Source organism: Pseudomonas sp. R76, assembly GCF_009834565.1.
GTDB lineage: Bacteria > Pseudomonadota > Gammaproteobacteria > Pseudomonadales > Pseudomonadaceae > Aquipseudomonas.
Genome location: NZ_CP019428.1, coordinates 4,750,095 through 4,774,688, shown reverse-complemented (window position 1 = coordinate 4,774,688; position 24,594 = coordinate 4,750,095). Strand labels below are relative to the sequence as shown.

20 protein-coding genes are annotated in these 24,594 nt (G+C 60.8%); 4 read left to right on the top strand and 16 right to left on the bottom strand.

The genetic code is table 11. From position 1 onward, the window contains the following. Positions 1 to 3 precede the first annotated feature (3 nt). From PspR76_RS21450 to minC, 7 genes are all read right to left on the bottom strand, one after another. The gene (locus tag PspR76_RS21450) at positions 4 to 2,169 is read right to left on the bottom strand and encodes a mechanosensitive ion channel family protein (protein WP_159958532.1); all 2,166 of its coding nucleotides are present in this window, start codon (positions 2,167 to 2,169) and stop codon (positions 4 to 6) included. A gap of 72 nt (positions 2,170 to 2,241) precedes the next feature. Then, complete coding sequence (locus tag PspR76_RS31100; protein ID WP_174245644.1) at positions 2,242 to 2,418, bottom strand: hypothetical protein; 177 nt, start codon at positions 2,416 to 2,418, stop codon at positions 2,242 to 2,244. Between the two features lie 183 nt (positions 2,419 to 2,601). Continuing rightward, on the bottom strand, positions 2,602 to 3,891 hold the full coding sequence (locus tag PspR76_RS21445; protein ID WP_016970147.1) for a M18 family aminopeptidase: 1,290 nt from the start codon (positions 3,889 to 3,891) through the stop codon (positions 2,602 to 2,604). 122 nt (positions 3,892 to 4,013) lie between these two features. After that, positions 4,014 to 4,649, bottom strand: a complete 636-nt coding sequence (locus PspR76_RS21440; protein ID WP_034099399.1) for an RluA family pseudouridine synthase — start codon at positions 4,647 to 4,649, stop codon at positions 4,014 to 4,016. A gap of 96 nt (positions 4,650 to 4,745) precedes the next feature. After that, positions 4,746 to 5,000 carry a cell division topological specificity factor MinE gene (minE, locus tag PspR76_RS21435; RefSeq protein ID WP_003175252.1) on the bottom strand — a complete coding sequence of 85 codons (255 nt, stop codon included), beginning with the start codon at positions 4,998 to 5,000 and terminating at the stop codon, positions 4,746 to 4,748. A 3-nt stretch (positions 5,001 to 5,003) separates the two neighbouring features. After that, positions 5,004 to 5,816, bottom strand: a complete 813-nt coding sequence (gene minD / locus PspR76_RS21430; protein ID WP_003209098.1) for a septum site-determining protein MinD — start codon at positions 5,814 to 5,816, stop codon at positions 5,004 to 5,006. 200 nt (positions 5,817 to 6,016) lie between these two features. Further along, positions 6,017 to 6,754, bottom strand: a complete 738-nt coding sequence (gene minC / locus PspR76_RS21425) for a septum site-determining protein MinC (protein WP_159958530.1) — start codon at positions 6,752 to 6,754, stop codon at positions 6,017 to 6,019. 117 nt (positions 6,755 to 6,871) lie between these two features. On the opposite strand from minC, the gene PspR76_RS21420 reads away from it, so the two are divergent. Together PspR76_RS21420 and PspR76_RS21415 are read left to right on the top strand one after the other, a co-directional pair. Next, positions 6,872 to 7,807, top strand: a complete 936-nt coding sequence (locus PspR76_RS21420; RefSeq protein ID WP_159958528.1) for a lipid A biosynthesis lauroyl acyltransferase — start codon at positions 6,872 to 6,874, stop codon at positions 7,805 to 7,807. 30 nt (positions 7,808 to 7,837) lie between these two features. Continuing rightward, positions 7,838 to 8,986 carry a patatin-like phospholipase family protein gene (locus PspR76_RS21415; protein WP_159958527.1) on the top strand — a complete coding sequence of 383 codons (1,149 nt, stop codon included), beginning with the start codon at positions 7,838 to 7,840 and terminating at the stop codon, positions 8,984 to 8,986. A 109-nt stretch (positions 8,987 to 9,095) separates the two neighbouring features. On the opposite strand, the gene PspR76_RS21410 is transcribed toward PspR76_RS21415, so the two are convergent. The 7 genes from PspR76_RS21410 to puuE form a co-directional block, all read right to left on the bottom strand. Continuing rightward, positions 9,096 to 9,881, bottom strand: a complete 786-nt coding sequence (locus PspR76_RS21410) for an outer membrane protein OmpK (protein ID WP_159958525.1) — start codon at positions 9,879 to 9,881, stop codon at positions 9,096 to 9,098. 439 nt (positions 9,882 to 10,320) lie between these two features. Further along, a complete protein-coding gene (locus PspR76_RS21405) occupies positions 10,321 to 11,664 on the bottom strand; it encodes a nucleobase:cation symporter-2 family protein (protein ID WP_159958523.1) in 1,344 nt (447 codons plus the stop codon). Positions 11,665 to 11,889: 225 nt separating this feature from the next. After that, positions 11,890 to 13,191 (bottom strand): urate hydroxylase PuuD, encoded by a 1,302-nt coding sequence (locus PspR76_RS21400; protein WP_159958521.1) that lies wholly within the window; start codon positions 13,189 to 13,191, stop codon positions 11,890 to 11,892. A 51-nt stretch (positions 13,192 to 13,242) separates the two neighbouring features. After that, entirely contained in the window at positions 13,243 to 13,746 is a 504-nt protein-coding gene (locus PspR76_RS21395) for an ureidoglycolate lyase (protein WP_159958519.1), read from the bottom strand. A 137-nt stretch (positions 13,747 to 13,883) separates the two neighbouring features. Further along, positions 13,884 to 14,879, bottom strand: coding sequence for an allantoicase (gene alc, locus PspR76_RS21390; RefSeq protein WP_159958517.1), 996 nt, complete (start codon positions 14,877 to 14,879; stop codon positions 13,884 to 13,886). 81 nt (positions 14,880 to 14,960) lie between these two features. Next, complete coding sequence (gene uraD, locus PspR76_RS21385; RefSeq protein WP_159958515.1) at positions 14,961 to 15,476, bottom strand: 2-oxo-4-hydroxy-4-carboxy-5-ureidoimidazoline decarboxylase; 516 nt, start codon at positions 15,474 to 15,476, stop codon at positions 14,961 to 14,963. Further along, a complete protein-coding gene (puuE, locus tag PspR76_RS21380; RefSeq protein WP_159958513.1) occupies positions 15,473 to 16,399 on the bottom strand; it encodes an allantoinase PuuE in 927 nt (308 codons plus the stop codon). Before puuE ends, uraD begins: the two co-directional genes overlap by 4 nt. A gap of 389 nt (positions 16,400 to 16,788) precedes the next feature. On the opposite strand from puuE, the gene uraH reads away from it, so the two are divergent. Further along, complete coding sequence (uraH, locus tag PspR76_RS21375; RefSeq protein ID WP_159958511.1) at positions 16,789 to 17,142, top strand: hydroxyisourate hydrolase; 354 nt, start codon at positions 16,789 to 16,791, stop codon at positions 17,140 to 17,142. A 166-nt stretch (positions 17,143 to 17,308) separates the two neighbouring features. Next, positions 17,309 to 22,537: a dermonecrotic toxin domain-containing protein gene (locus PspR76_RS21370; protein ID WP_159958509.1), complete on the top strand. Its 5,229-nt coding sequence runs from the start codon at positions 17,309 to 17,311 to the stop codon at positions 22,535 to 22,537. Here the strand turns inward: PspR76_RS21370 and PspR76_RS21365 are convergent. Continuing rightward, positions 22,521 to 23,159 carry a LysE family translocator gene (locus tag PspR76_RS21365; protein WP_159958507.1) on the bottom strand — a complete coding sequence of 213 codons (639 nt, stop codon included), beginning with the start codon at positions 23,157 to 23,159 and terminating at the stop codon, positions 22,521 to 22,523. The two genes, PspR76_RS21370 and PspR76_RS21365, sit on opposite strands and share 17 nt — an antisense overlap. 13 nt (positions 23,160 to 23,172) lie before the next feature. Next, complete coding sequence (locus tag PspR76_RS21360) at positions 23,173 to 24,534, bottom strand: NCS2 family permease (protein ID WP_159958505.1); 1,362 nt, start codon at positions 24,532 to 24,534, stop codon at positions 23,173 to 23,175. Positions 24,535 to 24,594 lie beyond the last annotated feature (60 nt).

The window sequence follows — 24,594 nt, the reverse complement described above, 5'->3', positions numbered from 1 at the left end:
TCTTTATTGTTGTGGTTCTTTCTCCTGCACGGTGCCGGCGGTGACCACCTGCACACTCAAGCGCGGCGTCGCCAGGTCGAGCCCGGCTTCATCCAGCTGACGCTTGAGCGCCAGGTTGAACGCCCGCGACACTTCCCACTGCTTGATCGGTGCGGTCTTGAACCGCGCCCGCAGGATCGCGCTACCGGACTCAAAGCTTTCCACGCCCTGAATCTCCAGCGGCGACCAGATGTTGCGGCGTTGCAGTGGGTCGTTGCGCATTTTCTGGCCGACATCGCGCATCAGTTTGATGGCGTCGTCGATTTCCATGTTGTAGGGGATCGCCACCCGGAAGATCGCGTAGCCGAACTCGCGGGAGTAGTTCTTGATGCTCTTGATTTCGCTGAACGGAATGGTGTGCACGATGCCGTCGATGTCGCGCAGGCGCACGGTACGGATAGTCAGGCCCTCGACGGTGCCGAGGTGGCCGCCGACATCCACGTAGTCGTCGATGGCCAGCGAGTCTTCGATGATGATGAACAGGCCGGTGATCAAGTCCGCCACCAGCGACTGAGCACCAAAACCGATGGCGATACCGATCACACCGGCACCGGCCAGCAGTGGCGTAACGTTCATGCCCATGTTCGCCAGCGCCACGATGGCGGCGATGATAAAGATGGTCACGAACAGCACGTTGCGGATCAACGGCATCATCGTCTGTGCGCGCGCATTCGCCAGGCCTTTGCGCGAGCGGGTCAGGGCGTGGTGGATGGCGGTGTCGCTGAGGATCCAGATCAGCCAGGCAAACAACAGCGTGCCGCCAAGGCCAAACAGCTTGACGCTGATTTCATGGCCGTCGCCTTCGGTAAAGCGAATCATCGACAGGCCCCATACGCGCAGGCCGAGTTCGATAAACACCAGCCACACCACTAAGTGAGCCAGGGTATACACGAAGCTTTTCAGGCGATCGGAGTACAGCGCGTGGCGCTTGTGCCCGCGTTGTGGCTTGAGCGCATGGCGGCGCACCAGGCCGTTGATGACCATGCACAACACCAGCAACACCGTGCACAACAATGACTGGCGCAAGGCGGTGCTGGTGTCGCCGGCGGACAGGAAGGTGGCGAACAGTGAGATGCCCACCAGCAACAATGCCGGCAAGTACCAGAAGGTGCCGATGATCGACAGGGTATCGGTGAGGGCACGGCGGGTAAGGCGCCGCGACAGCGGCTGGTTGCGGATGAGGTGCGCGATCGGCCGGCGGAAACGCAGGATAAACACGCCGGTGGACAGCGCCGCCATCACATTGGCGACCGTCGCCGCCGTGTGGGCCAGATGCTGGCCCAGGGCCGTTATCAGCCGTGGGTCGCTCAGGGCTTCGCCAAAGGCGGCGAAACTGCCGATCCACCACAACGGACGGAAGGCTTGGTGACGCAGGATATACAGCGCCCGGTGGCGGTGCGGGCCGTCGAGGACGGAGAAGGCAATCACACAGATCGCCGAGAAACAGGTGCCGACCACCAGCGCGTAAGCCAGCACCATCGCCAGGGACTTGCCCAGGGACGAAGGCAGGGCGTAGCTCAGGTAAACGGTGATCACCAGGGCGATCAGCCACGGCCCCAACTTGCGCAGGGCGAAGCGCAGCATGTCCCAGGTGCGCGGGTGTTGCGGAAGCTCTTCGGGCAGGCCGAAACGTTCGCGTAGACGGTGGCTGAGCCAGATCAACGCGGCGGCCAGCAGGCTCCACACGGCCAGGATCACGGCAAAGCCGAAAATGATCGGCAGCCATTCGCTGGCCGGCAGCATCAGCGCAGCGAGTTCATCCTTGGCCAGGTCGACCTCGTTGGACCAACGGCCCAGCGGGCTGTCGGCGCCGGAGAACTGTTGCTCAAGGCCGGACAGCGTACTGCCGATCAAACCGAGCACGCCCTGTTCGGTGGCCGGTTGAGCCTTTTGCGTGGCTTCGCGCAGCTTCTTTAAATCGCTCAACAGCTGAGTGCGCTGCTGATCGTTCTCCAGGGTTTTGATCACTTCATCCAACGACTGCCCCAGCGGCACATCGGCCTGGGGTTGGGTTTTGTTGGTGCTGCCGAGCAGGCCGGGCAAGCTCACGGCGTGGGCAGGTGCGAGCGGCAGCAGCATCAGCAGGGTAATCAGGACGTAGCGGGGCAGGGCAAAAAGACGCGAGAGCACGAGGCGGTCAACCTTGAAAACGACGAATTGACCGAGTGTACGAGGCCGTTATGCCCAATGCGAGTGCATTTGTCATTCCGCCAGTTTGGCGAGGATTTTGTAAACCACCGTGCCCAGGATCAGCAGCATGCCGACCCACATGCCAAATACGCCCAGCGGCTTGTCACGAAAGTTGAAACCGGTCGCCAACAGGATCATGCCGATGATGATGGGGATGAGCATGGCGTGGAAGGAGGACATGGAGATCATGGGGCGACGGCCTTGTCGGAGTGGGAATAGTGACAAGTCTAGGCCGGATTGCGCAAACGTGGGTTGATGTAGGTCAGACAGCTTTGTGTGTGCCTGAAATGGCCATCGCGGGCAAGCCCGCTCCCACAGGGAAACACATTCCAATGTGGGAGCGGGCTTGCCCGCGATGGCCGCGCCCCGGTCTCAGGGCAGATCGCGGCTCGCATAGAACGCGCCCAACACTTTCACCAGATGCGCCAGGTCATGGCTGCCGCACAGTTCACGGATCGAGTGCATGGCAAACGTCGGCAGGCCGATGTCCACGGTGCGCACTCCCAGGTGGCTGGCGGTGATCGGGCCGATGGTCGAGCCGCAGCCCATGTCGCTGCGCACCACGAAGCTCTGCACCGGTACTTCCTGGGCCATGCACAGGTGGCGGAAGAACCCGGCGGTTTCGCTGTTGGTGGCGTAGCGCTGGTTGCTGTTGACCTTGATCACCGGGCCGGCGTTGAGTTTCGGGCCGTGGTTGGCGTCGTGCTTCTCGGCGTAGTTGGGGTGCACGCCGTGGGCATTGTCGGCAGACACCAACAGTGATTTCTGAATGGTGCGTACGAATTCATCACCTTCCGGCAGCAGGCGGCGCAGGGTCTGTTCCAGCATCGGGCCGTCAGCGCCGCACGCGGAGCAGGAGCCGACCTCTTCGTGGTCATTGCACACCAGCACGCAGGTTTCGTCGGTTTCGCTGGTGAGCAAGGCTTGCAGCCCGGCGTAGCACGACAGCAGGTTGTCGAGGCGCGCGCCAGCGATGAAGTCGCCATTGAGGCCAATCACCGCCGCGCTTTGTGTGTCGTAGAAGCTCAGCTCGTAGTCGAGCACCACGTCGGCGTTCAAACCATGCTCGCGTGCCAGCTGTTCGGTGAGCACGGCGCGGAAGTCCACGCGCTCGTCACCGGCAAATTGCGCGAGGATCGGCGGCAGTTCGGTCTGGGCATTGATCGCCCACCCCTGGTTGGCTTCACGGTTCAGGTGAATGGCCAGGTTGGGGATGATCGCAATCGGCAGCTTGAAGTCGATCAACTGGCTCTCGACCTTGCCGTCGCGGCGGAAGGTCACGCGGCCGGCCAGCGACAGGTCGCGGTCGAACCACGGCGCCAGCAGCGCACCGCCGTAGACTTCCACACCCAACTGCCAGAACCCCTGGCGTTGCAGCTCCGGCTGCGGCTTGACCCGCAGGCACGGGCTGTCGGTGTGGGCGCCGACCAGGCGAATCCCGCCCAGCAGCGGCGAGTGGCGGCCGAGCTTGAAGGCGATGATCGAGGAGTCGTTGCGGGTGACGTAATAGCGCCCGTTGGCCTCGGTGGCCCAGGTTTCGCGCTCGTCGAGGCGTTGGTAACCGGCCGCTTCCAGGCGCTGGGCGAGGGCGGCAGTGGCATGAAAAGGAGTAGGGGAGGCCTTGAGGAAGTCGATCAGGCCTTGATTCAACGCTTCGCGCATAAATAGCTCCAGACAGCAATGCGCGGAGTTTACCGTTCGATGGCCAGAAGTGCACATTACAAATGTGGGAGCGGGCTTGCTCGCGAAGCAAGCCCGCTCCCACATTTAATGCATTGCCAACTTTAGAACGGGGCAGGGCACTCAAAGCGCAAACGCTCGCCACTTTGCGGATGGGTAAAGCTCAACATGCTCGCATGCAGGCACAAGCGCGGCCACGCGGCCAGGGCTTGCTCATGGGCGTACAGGCCATCACCGAGCAGCGGGTGGCCGATCGACAGCATGTGCACGCGTAACTGGTGTGAACGCCCGGTGATCGGCGTCAGCTCGACGCGGCACCAGTCGCCGCAACGTTCCAATACCTTCCAGAAGGTCAGCGCGTGCTTGCCGAACTCGTGGTCAACCACATGCCGGGGTTTGGTCGGCGGGTCGTAGCGCAGGGGCAGGTCGATGCTGCCGCTGTCCAGTGCCGGCTGGCCCCAGGCCAAGGCGGTGTAGGCCTTTTCGGTTTCGCGGTCGTGAAACTGCCGCGACAGTTCGCGGTGGGTGTCGGCGTCCCGCGCGAGCAGGATGATTCCCGAGGTTTCCCAGTCCAGGCGATGGACAATGCGGGCTTCGGGGTAGCCGTTTTCCTGCAGGCGGGTGATCAGGCAATCCTTGTTGTCATCGGCGCGGCCAGGCACCGAGAGCAGCAGGGTCGGCTTGTTCACCACCAGGACGGCGTCGTCCTGATACAGGATATGGATATTGGACAGCGGCATTAAACAGCCTCGTAACAAACGCCAACGGCGGCTCGCCCACCCGGTTCCCAAAAAGGGATCAAGGTGACCGAGCCGCCGTGGCAGCCGCCTTTTCGATTAACGATCAGGCAGGGTGATATTGAGTTCCAGAATCGAGCAGCTGCCGTCGTTTTCAAGGGCAACATGCACGTCATCGTTGCCGATATTGACGTACTTGCGGATCACCTCGACCAGTTCCTTCTGCAAGGCTGGCAGGTAGTCCGGGGTGCTGCGTTGGCCGCGTTCGTGCGCCACGATGATCTGTAGACGCTCTTTCGCTACCGACGCGGTACTTGGCTTTTTGTTGGCGCGAAAGAAGTCGAGAAATTTCATTGTTTAGTTGCCTCCAAAGATACGCTCGAAGAATCCCTTCTTCTTAACATCGAGGAAGCGATGTTCCACGGTCTTGCCCAGCAAGCGATCAACCGCATCGCTGTACGCCTGGCCGGCGTCGCTCTGGTCGTCAAGAATCACCGGAACACCTTGGTTGGAAGCCTTGAGGACCGCCTGGGATTCTGGAATCACGCCCAGCAGGGTCACTGCGAGGATTTCCTTCACGTCTTCAACACCGAGCATTTCGCCATTGCTGACGCGCTCCGGGTTGTAACGGGTGAGCAGCAGGTGCTCCTTGATCGGGTCTTCACCTTTTTCGGCGCGCTGGGACTTGCTGGCCAACAGGCCGAGCATGCGGTCCGAGTCACGTACCGAGGACACTTCCGGGTTGGTCACCACGATGGCTTCATCGGCGAAGTACATCGCCAGGTGAGCACCGGTTTCGATACCGGCCGGGGAGTCGCACACCACGTATTCGAAGGTTTCTTTCAGCTCAGCGAGAACTTTGCCCACGCCTTCTTTGGTCAGCGCGTCTTTGTCGCGGGTCTGGCTGGCGGCCAGTACATACAGGTTCTCAAGACGCTTGTCCTTGATCAGGGCCTGTTGCAGGTTGGCTTCGCCGTTTACCACGTTGACGAAGTCGTACACCACGCGGCGTTCGCAGCCCATGATCAGGTCGAGGTTACGCAAACCGACGTCGAAGTCGACGATAACTGTCTTGTGGCCGCGCAGAGCGAGGCCGGTACCGATAGCGGCGCTGGTGGTGGTCTTACCCACACCACCCTTGCCGGATGTAACCACGAGAATCTTGGCCAAGGTGTTTCACCCCTAAGGAAAAAGGACTTTTCAGTCCCTGAAAAACATCTCTTGGAACTCGCCGCAGGCGGACAGCCTTTGTAGGAAAAAGATGTGGTTTCCATGGGGAAACGCCAACTTCCAATTATTCCTACGCAAGTCTTGCCGGTTTCGCTTTGCTATCAGAGTCTAGAGATGCTTGGAAAATGCGGCAGTATCCGTTAAAGACGGATGATGTTCAACACATCGCCCGACAGGCTGACTTGTACCCCGGCCCCCCACAGCGGATCACGGCGCAAATCTTCTGAAACCTTGTACTGGCCTGCGATGGACACTAGCTCAGCGGTCAACTGCTGGCAAAAAATACGCGCCTTGGTATCACCCTTGATGCCGGCGAGGGCACGTCCGCGCATCGGGCCGTATACATGGATATTGCCATCGGCGAGAAGTTCCGCGCCGGGGCTGACCGGGGCGATCACCACCAGGTCGCCGCCCTGGGCGTAAATCTGCTGCCCGCCGCGTACGGGAGAGGTGATGATCTTTGTGGGCTTGATCGTCGGCTCGGGTGGTTTTTCCGGTTTTTTCTTCACTTCACCTTCGGTCGGGTCGAGCGGACGCTCGCGGGCACCGGACGGTGGCAATACTGGCAACTCAATGGCGATTGCCGCAGCAATGTCTTCGATACGGCTGGCGCGAATCGCCAGGGTGCGCAAACCATGCGAGCGGCAGACGCGCATCAGGCCAGGCAAATCAATCGCGCCCTGGCCGGCCGGGAGTTTGTCCAGGGCCAGCACCAGCGGGGCATTGTTGAAAAAGTTAGGCGCCAGGGCGACCTTGGCGGCCAGTTGGCGGTCCAGGGCGTCGAGGTCATTGCGGGCCAGTTCCAGCACGGTGATGGCGAGCATGCTGCCTTTCAGCTGGAACACGGGATCTTGGTCTAGCGGTTCGGTTTGGCTCATGGTCGGCAAAAGCGGCTTGTCACGAAAAGTGTCGAGACTTATAACGAGAACATCCACGGGCCGCAAGCCGAGTCGAACGTTGTAGAATGCGCGGCCCTGTCTTTACCGGAATCTGTAATGGATCGCCCGCGTTTTCGAGCTGTATTTTTTCACCCGCGTTTTTGGCTGCTATGGCTGGGACTCGGCCTGCTGTGGCTGATCACTCAGTTGCCGTACCGCGCGCTATTGACCATTGGTCGCTTATTAGGCGCGGGCATGTACCGCGTGGCCGGCGAACGTCGCCGCATCGCCGCACGCAACCTGGAACTGTGCTTCCCGGAAAAATCCGCCAGGGAGCGCAAGAGGCTGCTCAAGGAAAACTTCGCCTCCACCGGCATCGCCTTCTTTGAAATGGCCATGAGCTGGTGGTGGTCGCGCCCGCGCCTGGCGCGCCTGGCGCATGTCGAAGGGCTTGAGCACCTCAAGCAGGCGCAGTTGGATGGCAAGGGCGTGATCCTCATGGCCCTGCACTTCACCACCCTGGAAATCGGCGCGGCGTTGCTCGGCCAGAAACACACCATCGATGGCATGTACCGCGAGCACGGCAACCCGCTGTTCGACTTCATCCAGCGCCGTGGCCGCGAGCGGCACAACCTTGACTCCCTGGCCATCGAGCGCGAAGACGTGCGCGGCATGCTCAAGCTGCTGCGCGCCGGCCGTGCCATCTGGTATGCGCCGGACCAGGACTACGGCGCCAAGCAGAGCGTCTTCGTGCCGCTGTTCGGCATCCAGGCCGCCACCGTCACCGCCACCAGCAAGTTCGCACGCCTGGGCAAGGCGCTGGTGGTGCCGTTCACCCAGGAACGCCTGGCTGACGGCAGTGGTTACCGCCTGGTGATCCACCCGCCGTTGACCGACTTCCCCGGCGAAACCGATGAGATCGACTGCCTGCGCATCAACCAGTGGGTCGAAGCCTCGGTACGTGAATGCCCCGAGCAATACCTGTGGACCCACCGGCGCTTCAAGAGCCGGCCGCCGGGTGAGCCTAAGCTGTACGAAAAGCGCCGTCGATAACACCTACTGTTCGCCACATGGAGTGATGCAATGCGCCCAGCTGAACCGGTCACAGGCTTGATTCTTTCCGGCGGCGGGGCGCGAGCGGCGTATCAGGTGGGCGTTTTGGCGGCGATTGCCGAGTTGCTGCCAGCAGGGGCGCCGAACCCTTTTCCGGTGATCGTCGGCACGTCGGCAGGGGCGATCAATGCGGTGAGCCTGGCCAGCGGGGCGACTGATTTCAAAGCCGCCATCGAGCGCCTGACGGCGTTCTGGCAGGGCTTTCGCAGCCATCTGGTGCTGCGCAGCGACTGGCCTGGCGTGATCCGCCAGGCCAGTCGTTTCCTGATCCACAGCCTGCTCGGCCTGGGCGCTCAGGTGCCGGTGGCGTTGCTCGACAGCACGCCGCTGCGCGCGCTGCTCAAAGACAAACTGCACCTGGACGGGATCGACGCGGCCATCCGCAACAACCATCTGCATGCCGTCGCGGTCACGGCCTTCGGTTATGAGTCCGGGCAAGCGGTGACCTTCTATCAGGGCGGCGGCACCATCAATGCCTGGCTGCGCCATCGACGCATCGGCCTGCCGACCCAACTGACGGTTGAGCACCTGCTGGCCAGTTCGGCCATTCCCTTGCTGTTCGCGCCGGTCAAGCTCGACCAGGAATACTTCGGCGATGGCGCAGTGCGCCAGTCCGCGCCGATCAGCCCGGCGCTGCACCTGGGCGCCAGCCGCGTGCTGGTGGTGGGCGTAAGCGGCAACCCACGCGGCAATGAACCTGCGACGCAACGCACGTACACCGGCCAGGAACCGACCCTGGCGCAGATTGGTGGGCACATGCTTAACAGCACGTTCATTGACAGCCTGGAAAGTGATATCGAATTGCTTGAGCGTTTGAACCAGTTCAGTCATGTCTTGCCGGCGGACGCGGCGATACAGGGGTTGGCGCCGGTGGAGGTATTGGTGATTGCGCCGAGCCAGCCGATCGACGAGATCGCCGCGCGCCATCGCCAGGAGTTACCGGCGGCGTTGCGCCTGTTCCTGCGTGGGCCGGGGGCGACCAAGACCAGTGGGGCAGGGGTGCTGAGTTACCTGCTGTTCGAGGCGGGGTATTGCAGCGAGTTGATTGAGTTGGGCAGGAAGGATGCGTTGGCCAAGCGCGAGGAATTGTCCAAATTCCTTGGGCTGACGGTGAACTAAATGTGGGAGCGGGCTTGCTCGCGAATGCGGTGGATCAGTCAGCAGATTCAGTGACTGACACACCGCATTCGCGAGCAAGCCCGCTCCCACATTTGTTTTGCAGTGTTATTTAGAAATGGTACTTGACCAGGAAGCTCGCCGTGTCCTGGTTAGTCTTGAACGCGCCGGAATCTTCGATCCCGTACTTGTTCTTCCAGTAGTCGTATTCAAAACCCACATACAACTGTTTTTCGCTCCAGTGCAGCGCCTTGCCCAGGTCATATTTAACCTGCGGGTTGAAGTGCAGGTTGGCGTGATAAGTGCCACGGGCGTTCTTGTCGTTGTCCACCACCCAGTCCATGAAACCGTCGATCAACACGTTGGAGTTGCCCACCGGGATGGTGTACGACCAGACCGGGGTGATCTGCCAGACGCCGTCACCCGGCCGATTGCCTTCGGTCTGGCGTTGGTAGAAGTTCAACTGGAAGTAGTCGAAACCGGGGATGTTCAAGTCAAAGCCCGGGCCCAGCAAGTACGACTCGTTATCGCCTTCGCCGAACTCGTAAGTGAACGCCAGCAACACATCTTTGATTGGGCCGAATGACAGGTCTTTGTCGAAAATCTTGCCGAACGACAAACGCGGGCTGAACTCGCCGTAGTAAGTACTTGGGCCGACGTTACCGTCTTCCTTGCCGTTGTAAAAGATGCGGTCGACGAACAGGAAGTTGTCGCCGTACTTCCAGGCGTCGGCATGTTCGAAGGTGACGGTTTGCTGAATCTGCGGGTTGACGGTGAAGTTCTTGCCCCACAGGTAAGTCAGGCTGTTGTTCTGCCACTGCAACAAGTCGCCGGCCATGGCCTGGCCACCGGCCAGCAGGGATCCCGCCAGCATCAGGCCTTTCAACATAGGTTTCATTCGGTTGCTCCCGAGTCAAAGTTTTATGGTTGTTTTTCTACGCAGGCGCTCTGGTGTGGCGCCTTTTGGTTCGCTGCAAAAATCGTCTGTTTGGTCAGCTTTAATGCTTTTAGCAAGAGCTGCGCCAAGGTGTTCAAAAAGCCAATAAAACGCCTTCGGCTGCACTTGATGCAGTCGATTACGCAGGTTCTTAGTGCACGTTGGCCGCGGACACGGGGCCAGGATAAGTTGGCCCTGCAGTCAGCTTTTACATTCGCTGTTTTTTTTTGAGTCGATTCGAGCGGGCGCGGAGAATACTGGCTCTCAGGCCTTGGCTCAAGTGCGCTGTTAGAGAGCGCGTGGGGCAAGAATGGGGCGCGGCTTGTGGCCTGCCCCAGGTGAATGGTGTGCATGAGGGGTTTACCTGTTCGTTATTGTTTTTGTTAAGAGCAGGAACGCATCAGTGTGTAGAGGCGACGACGGGGCGTTCAGCCCCGCCGAGGATGTTGAACAGTACATTCAGCGACAACGCGCTGAGGGTGGCCATGGCGATCCCGCTGTGGGTAATCGGGCTCATCCATAGCGGCAGTTGCGCGAAGAACTCCGGACGCACCACCGGGATCAGGCCCATGCCGATGCTCACCGCTACCAGCAACTGGTTGCGGCGGTCGGCGATGTCGGCTTCCTGGAGGATCTTGATGCCGGTGGCCGCGACCATGCCGAACATGGCAATCGCCGCGCCGCCAAGCACCGCCGGTGGAATCGACGCCACCAGGAAGGCGGCTTTGGGCAGCAGGCTGAGCACAATCAAAAAGGCGCCGGCCATGATCGTCACCGAACGGCAGCGCACGCCGGTCATCTGCACCAGGCCGATATTCTGCGCGAACGAGGAATGGGTAAAGGTGTTGAAGAAACCGGCAAAAAACGACGCGCCGGCATCACACAGCAAGCCACGGCGCAGCATCTTTGGCGTGACCTCCTGGCCGGTGATTTTGCCCAGGGCGAGGAACATGCCGGTGGACTCGACGAAGATAATGACGACCACCAGGCACATCGACAGGATGGGCGCCAACTCGAACTTGGGCATGCCAAAGTGCAGCGGCGTCACCACCTGCACCCACGGCGCTTGGGCCAGGCCGCTGAGGTCGACCATGCCGAGCATGCCGCACAAACCGTAGCCGAGGGCCATGCCGATCAGCACCGAGATATTCACCCAGAAGCCGCGCATGAAGCGGTTGATCAGCAGGATGGTGCCCAGTACCAACGCGGCAATCGCCAGGTAAACCGGCGAGCCAAAGGTGGCGGCAGCGCTGCCGCCACCGGCCCAGTTCACGGCCACCGGAAACAGCGACAGGCCGATGGCGGTGATGACGGTGCCGGTGACCAAGGGTGGGAAAAAGCGCACGACCTTGGACATGAACGGCGCGATCAGCAGGCCGAAGAAACCGGCGGCGATCGTCGCACCAAAGATGCCCTGCAAGCCGATGCCGGGCATGCCGGCCATGGCGACCATGCTGCCGACGGCGGCGAAACTGGCGCCCATCATCACCGGCATGCGAATGCCCACCGGGCCGATGCCGAACGACTGCACCATGGTGGCGATGCCCGCTACGAGCAGGTCGGCGTTGATCAGAAAGGCGATTTCTTCACGGCCGAGGCCCGCGGCCTGGCCAATAATCAGGGGCACGGCGACGGCGCCGCCGTACATCAGCAAGACGTGTTGCAGGCCTACCAGAATCAGTTGCAAGAGGGGCAGCCGCACCATCGCGGGCACGGCAGGAGTCTGCGGTTCTAACTGGGACATGCAACACCTCGGATCTTTTTATTTTTGTGTTGTTTGGCATTCAATTGCCATTTGAAACGCGATCATCAGAGCTACGCTGATCTCAATTGTGGGAGCTGGCCTGTGTGGGAGCTGGCTTGCCTGCGATGCAAGCACCTCGGTGAATCAGGTCTACCGAGGTGATGCGATCGCAGGCAAGCCAGCTCCCACACAAGCCCTTCACACATTTGGATTTGCATCAGGCTGTCAGTTGGTGCGTGCTCCCTGATTGATCCAGGTGCCAATCAAATCCCGCTCCTGCTGGGTCATCTGGGTGATGTTGCCCAGCGGCATGATCTGGCTGGCCACGGCCTGTGCTTGAATGCGCGCGGCCTGCTGCTGGATCTGCGCCGGGGTGTCGAACATCACGCCGGCCGGCGCGGTGCTGAACAGCGGGCTGGTGGGCTTGGCCGAATGGCACACGGCGCAGCGTTCCTGGATCACCCCGTGCACCTTGTCGAAATCAATTGACGCCTGGGCGGGCGCAGGCGCCGCAGCAGGTGCTGCCGGGGCGGCTGGCGCGGCGGGTTTGAGGCCACCACCCAGCGCGGTTTCCGGCAATGGCTGGTACTCGATGGCCGCCGGTGCCTTGGCCACGTCCGGTGCAGTCGCCACGGGTTTCGGGCCGGTCACGTAGGCCAGGCAAATCATCGCCAACGCGCCCACCGGCAAGGTCCACGCATACTTCTGGCTGTTGTGACGGGTGTTGAAGTAGTGACGCACCAACACCGCCGCCACCGCGATCCCGGCCAGGATCAGCCAGTTGTATTGGCTGCCGTAGGTGCTCGGGAAGTGGTTGCTGATCATGATGAACAGCACCGGCAAGGTGAAGTAGTTGTTGTGCCGTGAGCGCAGCAACCCCTTGGCCGGCAGGGCCGGGTCCGGCGTGCGGTTCTCGGCGATCGCCGCCACCAGCGCACGCTGCGCCGGCATGATGATGCGGAACACGTTACCGACCATGATGGTGCCGATCACCGCACCCACGTGCAGGTAGGCGCCACGGCCGCTGAACACTTTGCTGAAGCCGTACGCGGCGGCAATCAACAGCACGAACAGGATCAAACCGAGCAGGGCAGGGCGTTTGCCCAGGGCCGAGTCGCAGAGGAAGGAGTAGATGAACCAGCCGACGAACAGTGAGCCGAGGCCCAGCAGTACGCCTTCGGGGCCACTGAGGCTGCTGCCCGGGGCCAGCAGGTACAAGGTCGGGTTGGCGTAGAACACCACGCACAGCAGCGCGATGCCCGACATCCAGGTGAAATAGGCTTCCCATTTGAACCAGTGCAGGTTGTCCGGCATGGTCGGTGGGGCCAGTTTGTATTTTTCCAGGTGGTAGATACCGCCACCGTGGATCGCCCACAAGTCACCGGCCAGGCCGTCCTTGGGGTTGACGCGATTGAGGTTGTTTTCCAGCCAGACGAAGTAGAACGAAGCGCCGATCCAGGCGACGCCAGTGATCATGTGAACCCAGCGCACGCTCAGGTTCAGCCATTCCATCAAATGTGCTTCCACAGTCTTTACCTCTCGCCTGTCACCCTTGTTGTCGGGTGATCAGACCTTCTCTTATTGGTGGGGGGCGAGGATCAACCGCTCATCCTCTTTGAAAAAATGCTCATCGCAGTTATTGCCTGTGCCACTGCGATCAACCACCAGGAAGTCATCCCGCTTTTCGATCGTCAGCACCGGGTGGTGCCAGACGCCGCGATGGTAATTAATGCCCTGCCTGCCGTTGGTAACGAAGGCGCGGACCAAGCCCGATACAGGTGCATCGCCAAGTGGCGCGACCACGATCAGAAAGGGGTTGCCGAGCAGCGGTATGAAGGCCTGGCTGCCCAGCGGGTGTCTCTCCAGCATGCACACGGTCAGCGGCATAGCCAGCGCGTCGGCGCGGAAGATGCTGATGATCGCGTTGTCTTCAGGCTGTGCGGTTTCTACCGTTGCCAGCTTGTGAAAGCGCATGGTCGACCCGTTGTTGATCATGAAGTGATCGCTGCCATCGGTTTCGATGACGTCTCCGAAAGGTGCGAAGGCTTCTTTGGTCAGGGGTTCGATCATCAGTGTGCGCATGGCTGTCTCTTATCCGAGTTCTGTGGATCGTTCCCACGCTCTGCGTGGGAACGCCGCCCTGGACGCTCTGCGTCCGCTGTTGTGACGCAGAGCGTCACGGTATGCATGCCCACGCGGAGCGTGGGAACGATTGGTTGTTACTTGGCGACCTTGCCCAAGACGCGCAAACGGCTCACACCACCATCCGGGAACACGTTCAGGCGGATATGGGTAATCGGTCCCAGCGCCTTGATCTGCTCGGCAAACGTATGTTCGGCGTGCATTTCCAGTTTCTGTGCCGGCAGCAGTTCGCGCCAGAACAGCGATTGGGTTTCGATCTGGCTGTCGGTGCCGCCCTTCACGAACGCGCCCTGGATCGAGCAAGTGTCCGGGTAGTTGCCTTTGAAGTGCAGGGTGTCGACGATGATTTTCTCGATCTCGCCGGGGTGGCCCAGCGCGACGATCACCCAGTCATTGCCCGGCGTGCGACGACGTGCGGTTTCCCAGCCGTCGCCCATGTTGATGCCACGGCCCGGGTTGAGGATGTTGCTCATGCGGCCGAAGTGTTCATCGGAGCAGGCCAGGGCGCGACCACCATTGAGTGCGGCAGCCAGGTCGACCTGTTCGTTGTCACCCACCGAGGACCAGTCGCGGAACGGCACGCCGTACACACGCAAGCGGGCCACGCCGCCATCCGGGTAGATGTTGAAGCGCAGGTGGCTGAACGCCTTGTCGTTGCTGATCTCGTGGTAGTGGTGGCTGTTGCCTTGCAGCTCGACGGCCGACAGCACTTCCACCCACTGGGTGTTTTCATCAGGGTCGCCCGAGGCCAGGAAGCAGGCTTCCAGGGAGGCCGACGGCGGGTAGTTGCCGGTGAAGAATGAAGTGTCGATGTCCACGCCTTTGATCGAGCCCGGTACGCCCAGGCGGATCACCGCACTGTCGTAGCCTTCGAAGCGCTTGCGGCGCGATTCCCAGCCGTCCATCCACTTGCCGTTGTCATCGAAAACGCCCTCCTTCCACACGGCCGGGGTGGGCTGGAACAGGCGGTTGGCGTCAGCGAACCAGTCATCGGTCACCGAAAGGATCTTGGTGCCCAGACGCGCGTCGGCCAGGTTGACGAATTTCTCGAAAGGTACGGGTTGCGCTTTCATTCTTCTTGTCTGCCTTAAATAGAGTGGCTTGGGATGCTCGCCAGGCCCTGGGCGTTCATGAATCGCTCGGGCCAGGTCTGCTTAAAGAGTCAGTAAACGGAACAACGCGATTTTGTTGATCTCGGCCAGGGCACATTTGAACTCGGCGTCTACCGAGTTGTGAATGCGCGTTTCAAACGCGGCGAGAATTTGATGCCGGTTGCTGCCTTTTACCGCCATGATGAAGGGAAACTTGAACTTGGCCTTGTAGGCATCGTTCAGCTCGGTGAAGCGAGAAAACTCCTCGCTCGAGCATTGGTGAATCCCCGCGCCAGCTTGCTCATCGGTGCTGGCTTGGGTGAGTTGGCCCTGGACGGCAGCTTTGCCCGCCAAGTCCGGGTGAGCGTTGATCAGTGCCAGCTGGCTGGCGTGATCAGCGCTCAACAGGATGTCGCTCATGCGCTGGTGCAGGGTTTCGATCTCATCAATCGAGCTGTCCTGGCCCAGGTCGAAGGCCTTTTCGGCCACCCATGGCGAATGTTCGTAGATGTCGGCGAAGGCTGCGACAAACGCATCGCGGCTCAGGGTCGAGGGTTTCAAGGTGTGGAACGCAGTCATTTCGCCGCTCCCGTGTACGGGTGGGTTTCGTGCCAGTGACGGGCAATGTCGACGCGGCGGGTGAACCAGACTTGTTCATGGCCCTTGGCGTATTCGATAAAACGCTTCAGGGCGGCGAGGCGCGCCGGGCGGCCGATCAGGCGGCAATGCAGGCCGATCGAGAGCATCTTCGGTGCTTCGGCACCTTCGGCATACAGCACGTCGAAGGCGTCCTTGAGGTATTCGAAAAAGTCATCGCCCTTGTTGAAACCCTGCACCTGGGTGAAGCGCATGTCGTTGGTGTCCAGGGTGTACGGAATCACCAGGTGCGGCTTGCCGGTGGGGTTGTTGGGTTCCCAGTAAGGCAGGTCGTCGTCGTAGGTGTCGCAGTCGTAGAGGAAGCCGCCTTCCTCCATCACCAGTCGGCGGGTGTTAGGGCCGGTGCGCCCGGTATACCAGCCCAGTGGGCGTTCGCCGGTCAGCTCGGTGAGGATGCGGATGGCTTCGAGCATGTGCTCGCGCTCCTGGGCCTCGTCCATGTACTGGTAGTCGATCCAGCGGTAGCCGTGGCTGCAGATCTCATGGCCGGCAGCGACCATCGCACGGATCACATTCGGGTGGCGCTGCGCGGCCATGGCCACGGCGAAGATGGTCAGCGGAATGTCGAACTCTTTAGACAGCCTGAGGATGCGCCATACACCGGCACGGCTGCCGTATTCGTACAGCGACTCCATGCTCATGTTGCGCTCGCCTTGCAGCGGCTGGGCCGAGACCATTTCCGAAAGGAAGGCTTCGGACTCTTTGTCGCCGTGCAATATGTTGCGTTCACCGCCTTCTTCGTAGTTGAGTACGAAAGACAGCGCGATGCGTGCGTTGCCCGGCCAGTGGGGGTGAGGAGGGTTACTGCCGTAACCGATCAGGTCGCGTGGGTAGTCAGCGCTCACTGCAGTCTTCCTTCTTGTTCGTGGTAGCGGTGTGTGTGGCGGCCGGGCAGTGAAAAGACTGGGTGGCGTCACAGCGATGAGTGATTGTATACAACTTATCGCCAACTTTGTAAGCCTACATTTCTGCATTTTTTCTGCAGAACCCTGGGAATAAGACTTAGCAAGAAACTTGCCTACCCGGTCAGCTAAAGGACAAAAGGTCGTTAAAAAGCAAGGATTACCTGATAAACGCCCCGGCAGTTAACGTGGCTGGGGTGATCAAAAGGTTTGTGATTTTTATTGTGTACAATTTTTTTAAAAAGTGTCTTAATCAGCCATCGCCGGCTTTTTTGATGCCCTGAAAAAGTGCGGTCTTCTTATCTACTGACTTCGGGAGGCGCGCAGACGCCATGGGACGCTTGACCACACACGTTTTGGACGCCGCACATGGCTGCCCCGGCAGCGCAATCACGGTTGAACTGTACCGCGTCGAAGGTGCCCAGCTGGAACTGGTTGCCACCGCCACCACCAATAGCGACGGCCGCTGCGACGCGCCGTTGCTGCAAGGCGACGACTACCGCAGCGGCGTTTACCAGCTGCAATTCAGCGCCGGTGATTACTACCGCGCCCGTGGTGTGCAACTGCCGGAACCTGCGTTTCTCGACGTCGTGGTGTTGCGCTTCGGCATCAGCGCCGAGCAGGATCACTACCATGTCCCGCTACTGATTTCGCCTTACAGCTACTCCACTTATCGCGGTAGCTGAGTCGTCACCTCGCTTCACACCCCCAAAGCTCTTCGTTGGTTTTTCGCCCGCCCACACTGCGGGCTTTTTTTCGCCTGTTGCGTGGCCGCAGGCCGCCCAACTATGTAACGCACCCTTCACGGTCGGGGTGCCTAGGCTCGGCTCTTTCGCTACGGAAGAGTCCGCCATGAGTACCGACACCACCGCTGGGTTGGCCGCTGAAGCCGCCTGGGCCGACACACTTGATTTCGATGATCCGAACACCTCGAGCGCGGATCGCGACGCGGCCATTCGTGTGCTGTTGACCCGCCGGCTCAACGACGTCATGCAGCCCAGTGCTGAAATCAATCGCCTGTACGAAGCCCAAGTACGGGGCAGCAAAGCAGCAAAGGCGCTCAGTGGCCTGATCGGGCGTGCGCCCAGAGTGCTGGGGATTTTGCGCGGCGCGTTACGCGAAGCCTTTGGCCTGGACCCGGACACGGTGCTGTTCAGCGAACCTCGGCCACCGGCTCTTACCCAACGGATCGACAGCCTGACCGAGCGCGCATTGGGCTTGCTCATCCAGCCCTACGTGCCGCTCAACATTAACCAGTTCACGGCATTGAGCGTTAAGGACGATCCTTCCCGCCCATTGCCGTTTACCGCCCGTGAAGCACTGGAGCGGATCAACGGCCTGGCGTTGCTTGGTCGGCTTGACGCCGCCATGCGCGCGTATTGGCAGCAACTGGCGCAAGGCTCCTGGCTGACCCGCAAGCAACACTGGGCGCAATTGCGCAAGTCAGTGTTCGCCGAGAATGCGCTGCTCGCGCATCAGGTGTACCAGCTTTCCGACAACGGCTTTGCCATGCTGCGCCAGTTGATGGAGTTGCCGGGTGCTGACGCACGACGGCGGGCCGGTGGGGAATGGGCGTGCATTCAGGTGAGCAGGGTCGCGTGGCCCGGCACGAACCAGGCACTGGTGCCGATCCCTGGGGCCTTGCATATTTACCGTGAGGGCGTGGTGGGTGATACGCCCCATGTGATTTACCTGCCGGGCCTTTCGCGTGAGTTTTACGAGTTCAGCTCCTGGCACCGACTGCAATGCGACCTGCCGGTGTTGGTCAACGGCCCGCTGAGCCGTGTTTTGTGGCAGTGCCTGCCGCTGCGCCGCTGGCATGAACTGTGTGACACGCCAAGCGCTACGCCGAGCGCGTTTACCCTTCAACTCATTGGCCCGCATCAAGAGGATGCGTTGCTCGCCAGCGCCACTGAGTTACTGGAGGCGCAGTGGGATAACGAGCTGGCGTGTGCATTGTCGATCAACCCCGCGGCGGTCGGCATTCAAGGGGCGGGCCAGTCAGCCGCGCCGGATGTAAAACGGTTACTCAAGTACATTCAAAAGGGCCGCTCGCGCCTGGTAGGGTTTGCCCGGTTGGGCAGCACCCTGAACACCTTGCTGGAGTGGGACCACCGGCGTCGGGCTGGCGAAATTGCGTTCGGCAGCCTGGCATCGGGGCTTGCGTTGAACACTCGCGAAGCGCTGCTCAAACGCTATGAAAAAGGCCTTGTCGCCTTGCTGGATGCGACGAACATTGCCAACGACAGCGCGGCCTTCCAAGAGGTTTTAGACCTTGAGCGCCAATGGCAGGAACAGGTGGAGACGGCGCGCAAGTGGGCGCATGGCCCACACGAGCGCCTGTTGCAAAAGGCGTTCTGGCTGGAAAAACCCCAGGGGGCGCTCAGTCGTGGCTCATTGTTGGGGGGCGCACAGCGTCGGGCACTGCTCCATGAGGCCCAGCTGCAACAGCGCTTGAAGCTGATAACCCCCGCGCATCTGCAACTGGTGAATGCGGCGCTGAGTGAGTCGTGGGTGCCCGGTCAGCAACCTACGGATACCTGTGTGTTGCAGGTCGCGGTGGGCGGCGAGGCGGCTTCCTTGTACCCATTGCTCGGCGCGGTGTTGGTGACAACCAACGCGGCTCGGGCTCAACCGGCCGGCCGGCACCCGGTGGTGTTATACGTGATGGGGCAGCAGGGCGGGCTGGTACCTTTCGACAGCCTGAACGCCTTCGCCGATGGCCTGCAGGCCAGCCTGAAAAGTCGCGACGGGTCCATGCTGTGGCGCTGCATTGGGCGTCACCAGCGTGCGCAGGTGCGGGCTGCGATCAGCGCGCTGCCCAAGGGCACGCCCCTGGTGAGCTACACGCTGATCGAGCGCAATGTACTCAAGGACCTGTTCCTCAATCTGTTGCAGCATTACCAAGCGCTGCAAAAACGTATCGACCAGGGCGAAAGGCTGTTCAGTGAGATGAGTGACCCGCCGTTAAGCGCCATGCTGCTGGCTCAAGAGTTGTTCGAGTGCCTGCAAATACCCGCCAATGATGCGCGAACACTGGCCCTGGCCAACGTCAACCTGCTGCAGGAGACGGCCAGGCAGGCGAAAAAGCTGCCTGCGTGGCTCGGCATCGCCTCGACGGGCCAGCGCAAACACTACAAGCAGTTGTCACGCCGTTATCTGGCGAACGCCTGGGCAGTGGAAAACAAACTCTGGCAAGACTTGCCGGACCTTGAGGCGTTTGCCCGCGACGCGCTGATTGCACGATTGAGCGAAGACGGGTTTTACCCGCAGCTGGATATCGACAAACCCTTGCTTGATTTGCCTGATGATGTGAGTTCCCAGCTGTGTGGCTGGTCGAGCCAGTGTGCGGTGGGCGATCGCGACGTGAAAATGGTGGTCAGCCCCCAGCGTACGATCTTCAGCCTGCTGCAATTGGCGCTGCACAACCTCGACCCCAAGGCGCCCTGGACGCGCTGGCGCTTGAACCGCGCGCGCTGGCTGGACCCGCACTGGAAAGACCGTTTGAGCGTGGCTTACCTGATCAAAATGATCGCGTCGCTGGATGTGGGGGGCGAGTACGACAAGCACATTCAGCGGGCTTTTTACCCACCGGTATCCACTTCAGGTGCGTCCACCGGCCTGTCCCAGGCGCTGGTCTATCGGGCCTTGCAGCAACGCGCCGAGATGCAGCTGTATTCGGCGGTGCAAGAAGGCCTGAGCGACGAGGCCCAGCGCCTGTTTACCTTTGCTATGGCCGCGCGCTCGGCCGGTGACTTGAATGCCGACGGGTTCGATGTGCAACTGGCGGTGCTGCGCCTGGTGGGCGTGACCCTGGAGCAGGATCGCCACATTGCCGGGGTGTTGTTGATTCATGACAAACTTTCGGGGCTGTGTGTGGTGTATTGGCCTACGGCACTGGCAAGCCGGGTGATTGTCGGGTACGCCAGCCTGGTCGAGGCCGAGCGAGCCTTGAACCGACTGGGCGCATTACCCGATAACCTGAAAGTGCTGGCGCGCCAGGTGGCGCCCGGCTGGGAGTCCGAGGCGCTTGACCATTACCCCGTTGAAGACCACGGGGTGAGCCCCAGGCGGCGTTTTTCGGGGCGGCTGGGCATTGTGGCGATGGAGCGCGTGGTGAGCTGGGTCGCCGAGTTTTTCACGGTTCGGCATAAGGTGCCGGCAGTCGCCCAGGACAGCGTCGAGGCCCAGATCAAGGAACAGATTGCGCTGCTGCCCCAAGCCTGGTTGGCCGCTGTGCCCACGTCCGGAGGCAATGCAATGGCGTTGCTGGCCCATGCCCAGGTGTTCGACCTGCAACGCCGTACTCAAGCGCAATCCCAGTCCGCCCAGGCGTTGCAGGAGTACCGCGAACAGCGTTTGGGCGAGCAGTATGACGCAACGATTCGGGGGGTACTGTCGTTTGTCCCGGTGCTGGGCATCGGTGCCAGCCTCTATGAAATGCTGCTCGTCGCGCGGCGCTATCATTTCAGCGGCTCTGCCCATGACGCGGTGGATGTGGCGTTTTTGACGGTACTTTCCTTTGTCGATGTGCTGCTGACTTTTGCCCCAGGCCCCAAGGGCGCCCGCGCTGCTCGGGCGTCCCTGGCTCCCGTGCATCGTCATCAAGGCTTTGCCCGTGCAGGGCTGAAAGTGGCGCCGAGCAAACCCCTCAATCTGCTGGAGCGCTTCAGATCATCGGGTGGCTTGGAGGGCGCCATTGAGTTGCAGGGGCCGGGAGGCAAGGGGCGGTATGTGAAGAATGGCCAGCAGTTACTGGTCGAGGGCGAGGATATTTACCCGGTGTATCAGCGCGAGAATGAATGGGGTCTACGCCTGAGAAACCCGCAAGTCGAAGCGCCGGAAGAACTGATCTTGAACATTCACCAATCCAGGGAGTGGTTACTCGGTGCGGACGCGCCTCTACCTGGGGCGGGGGCGACTTCGGGGGCGCTTCATCCGTGGAGCGTGCTGGACCCGTCATCGGACTGGCGACCTCCCGCTGTGCGCACGGCTACGCAAAACAGAATCCTTCAGTCATCCGCGTCGAACAGCCATTGGTTACATTGGCGCATTTCGCTTCAAGGGACCGCGTCAACCAACGCTGCGGCACCCGGGATATTTCGTATTGCCTCGGAACCCGGAGCACTGTCCTTCAATGCCCTGCGGGTGGCCCCTCCGGATCCGCGCAGTGGTTATTACAGGTTGCTGCCCCACGGTGATCAGGCCCCGCTCAACCAAATCGTGTTTATTCACAAGAATGAGCCGCTGTCCTTGGCCAGGACTGACATTGAGCGTTGGGCAAGCACGGCACTTCATGAACAGCCTATTCCTGTGTCACGCAATCCGGCTGGCACATGGCGGATTCACGAACCCTTGTTCGATAGGTCGTTGACGGACTATGTAGGCACGGCCTTCCCCACCCTGACACCTAAAAGCCGAGAATTTGCAGTCGCAAGGATGATTGAATTGACAGGCCCGTCCGCCCCTGCAACGGCCGGTCATCTGCTCGGTCTGCGTGCGACCTTTGACGATTGGTTGCCCCCGGCCCCCGCAAGGCCTGGCCAGACCGATGATTTGCTGAGGATGTTGCGCCCTAATGACAGGCGCAAGCCATTTTTATACATCGGTTATGAGGGCAAGGCGCCTGGCTTCATGCGCGTCGACTTTATGCCGCCTTTTGCATTAGACCCGCGTCTGAAATTCGGTGTCGTGCCAGACAAGGTCTGGCTCAGGCAGCAGCGGTTGGCTGCGCTACGCGCCGCGGCCAGGGAGGTACTGGAGCGGCAGGGCTTTATCGTCCAGGACGTATCAGTGGCGCGTACCAGGGGTCTCAGTCAAGAGTCGATTCTTTCTCATCCGCGCTCCAACAAGCTGTACTACGTGTCATACGAATGGGTTGAGACGGGACGATTAATGTTCAGAACGAAGCTGACGGATAAGTGGATTACGGAAGCCATCAACGCACACGGCACTTCGACGCTTGCAGGCGTCAGCAGCGCGATGCAGGAACGGCGCTTGGAGCGGATTTGCGCTGGCATCCAATGGCCCGTTAAGGGAATGCTCAATCCAACCGTCTATTTCGTCAAAGTGAACCCCTGACCTTGATCAACGAGATAATGCCGGCGCCGCCAAACAATGTAGCGCTGACCCGGTTGAACCAGCTCTGGCCCCTGCCGCTGCGCAGATACCGCGCAGCACCATGGGCGCCCAGGCCGTAAGTCAGTTTGCACAACAGGTCGAGCACGGTCCAGGTGGCGATCATCACCAGCAACTGTGGCAGGAACGGCTGCTGGCTGTTGAGAAACTGCGGCAGGAAGGCGGCGAAAAACAGGATGTCCTTGGGGTTGCTGGCGCCCAACACAAAAGCCCGGCCAAACAGTGTACGAAACCGTGGCGTCGCGGCAGCCGCCGGCACCACCGCGCCCTGGCTCGGTTGGCGCGATTGCTGCCAGCTCTGCCAGGCGAGGTAGAACAGGTAGGCCGCGCCGACGATTTTCAAGGCACTGAACAGTTGTTCCGAGGCCAGCAACAATGCACCCAGACCCAGGGCCGAAGCACTCAACAAGCAGATCGACGCAAACACCCCGCCCAGAAACGCCGGGTAGGAGCGGCGCAAGCCGTAGTTAAGGCTGTTGCTGATCATCAGCAGTGACAGTGGCCCCGGAATCAGGATCACGATCAATGCAGCACCACTGAACAGCAGCCAGGTATCCAGGTTCATCATTTGCTCCTTGTTATAGAAATATGAATTTCGCGATAAAAATCACACACAGCACCCACAGGCTGATGGAAATTTCGCGGTACTTGCCGGTACCGGCCTTGAGCGCCACATAGGTGATAAAGCCCAGGGCGATACCGTCGGCGACCGAGAACGTCAGCGGCATCATGATCGCGGTAACAATCGCCGGAATGCTGTCGGTGGCTTCATCCCAGTTGATGTGGGCCATGCTCGCCATCATCAGCATTGCCACGTAAATCAGCGCCCCCGCAGTGGCATAGGCCGGAATCATGCCGGCCAGCGGTGCAAAAAACATCGCGGCCACAAACAGCACGCCCACGGTCACCGCGGTCAACCCGGTGCGACCGCCAGCGGCCACACCGGCAGCACTTTCCACATAGCTGGTCACGGGCGGTACACCGACCATGGCACCGAACACGCTCGACGCACTGTCGGCCTTCAATGCACGCGACAGGTTATGGATCTTGCCGTCAGCGTCCACCAGCCCGGCGCGCTGGGCAACGCCCATCAGTGTACCGGCGGTATCAAACATGTGCACAAAAAGAAACGCAAATACCACGCTTATCATGCTGACATTGAATACACCTTTTATGTCCATGGCCATCCAGGTCGGGGCCAGGCTCGGTGGGGTGGAGAGAATGCCGTCGTAGTGCACCAGGTCCAAACCCCAGCCGGCCAGGGTCACGGCGATGATGCTGATAAGGATCGCGCCGAATACGCGGTGATAGCTTAGGATCGCGATCAGCAAAAAGCACACCGCCGCCAGCAGGGGCGCGGGCTCGTGCAGGGAACCGAGTTTGATCAGCGTGGCCGGGCTGTCGACGATGATGCCGGCGGTTTTCAGGCCGATCACCCCGAGGAACAAACCGACACCGGCGCCCATGGCATGACGCAGGCTCACCGGGATGCTGTTGAGCAGCCATTCACGCACCCGCGACAAGGTCAGGCCCATGAACAACACGCCGGAGATGAACACCGCACCCAGCGCCGTTTCCCAGTGATAGCCCATGGTGCCGACCACGGTGTAGGTGAAAAACGCGTTCAGGCCCATGCCCGGCGCCAGGCCTACAGGCCAGTTGGCATACAGGCCCATCAACAGGCAGCCCAGCGCAGCGGCAATGCACGTGGCGACAAACGCCGCGCCGTGGTCGATGCCGGCGTCGGCCATGATGTTGGGGTTGACGAAGATGATGTAGGCCATGGTGATAAAGGTCGTGAGGCCGGCGATCAGCTCGGTCTTCACTGTGGTGCCATGCGCGCTCAGTTTGAACAGGCGTTCCAGCCAGCCGTGCTTTGCGGTGGTGAGGCTTGGCGGGGATAGATCCAGCGTAGGGGCTTCGGATTTGCGGCTTTCCACAGCGAGTACTCCTCAAGAGTTTTATTGTTATTTCCAGCGCCGGTCACACAGGTGGGCATC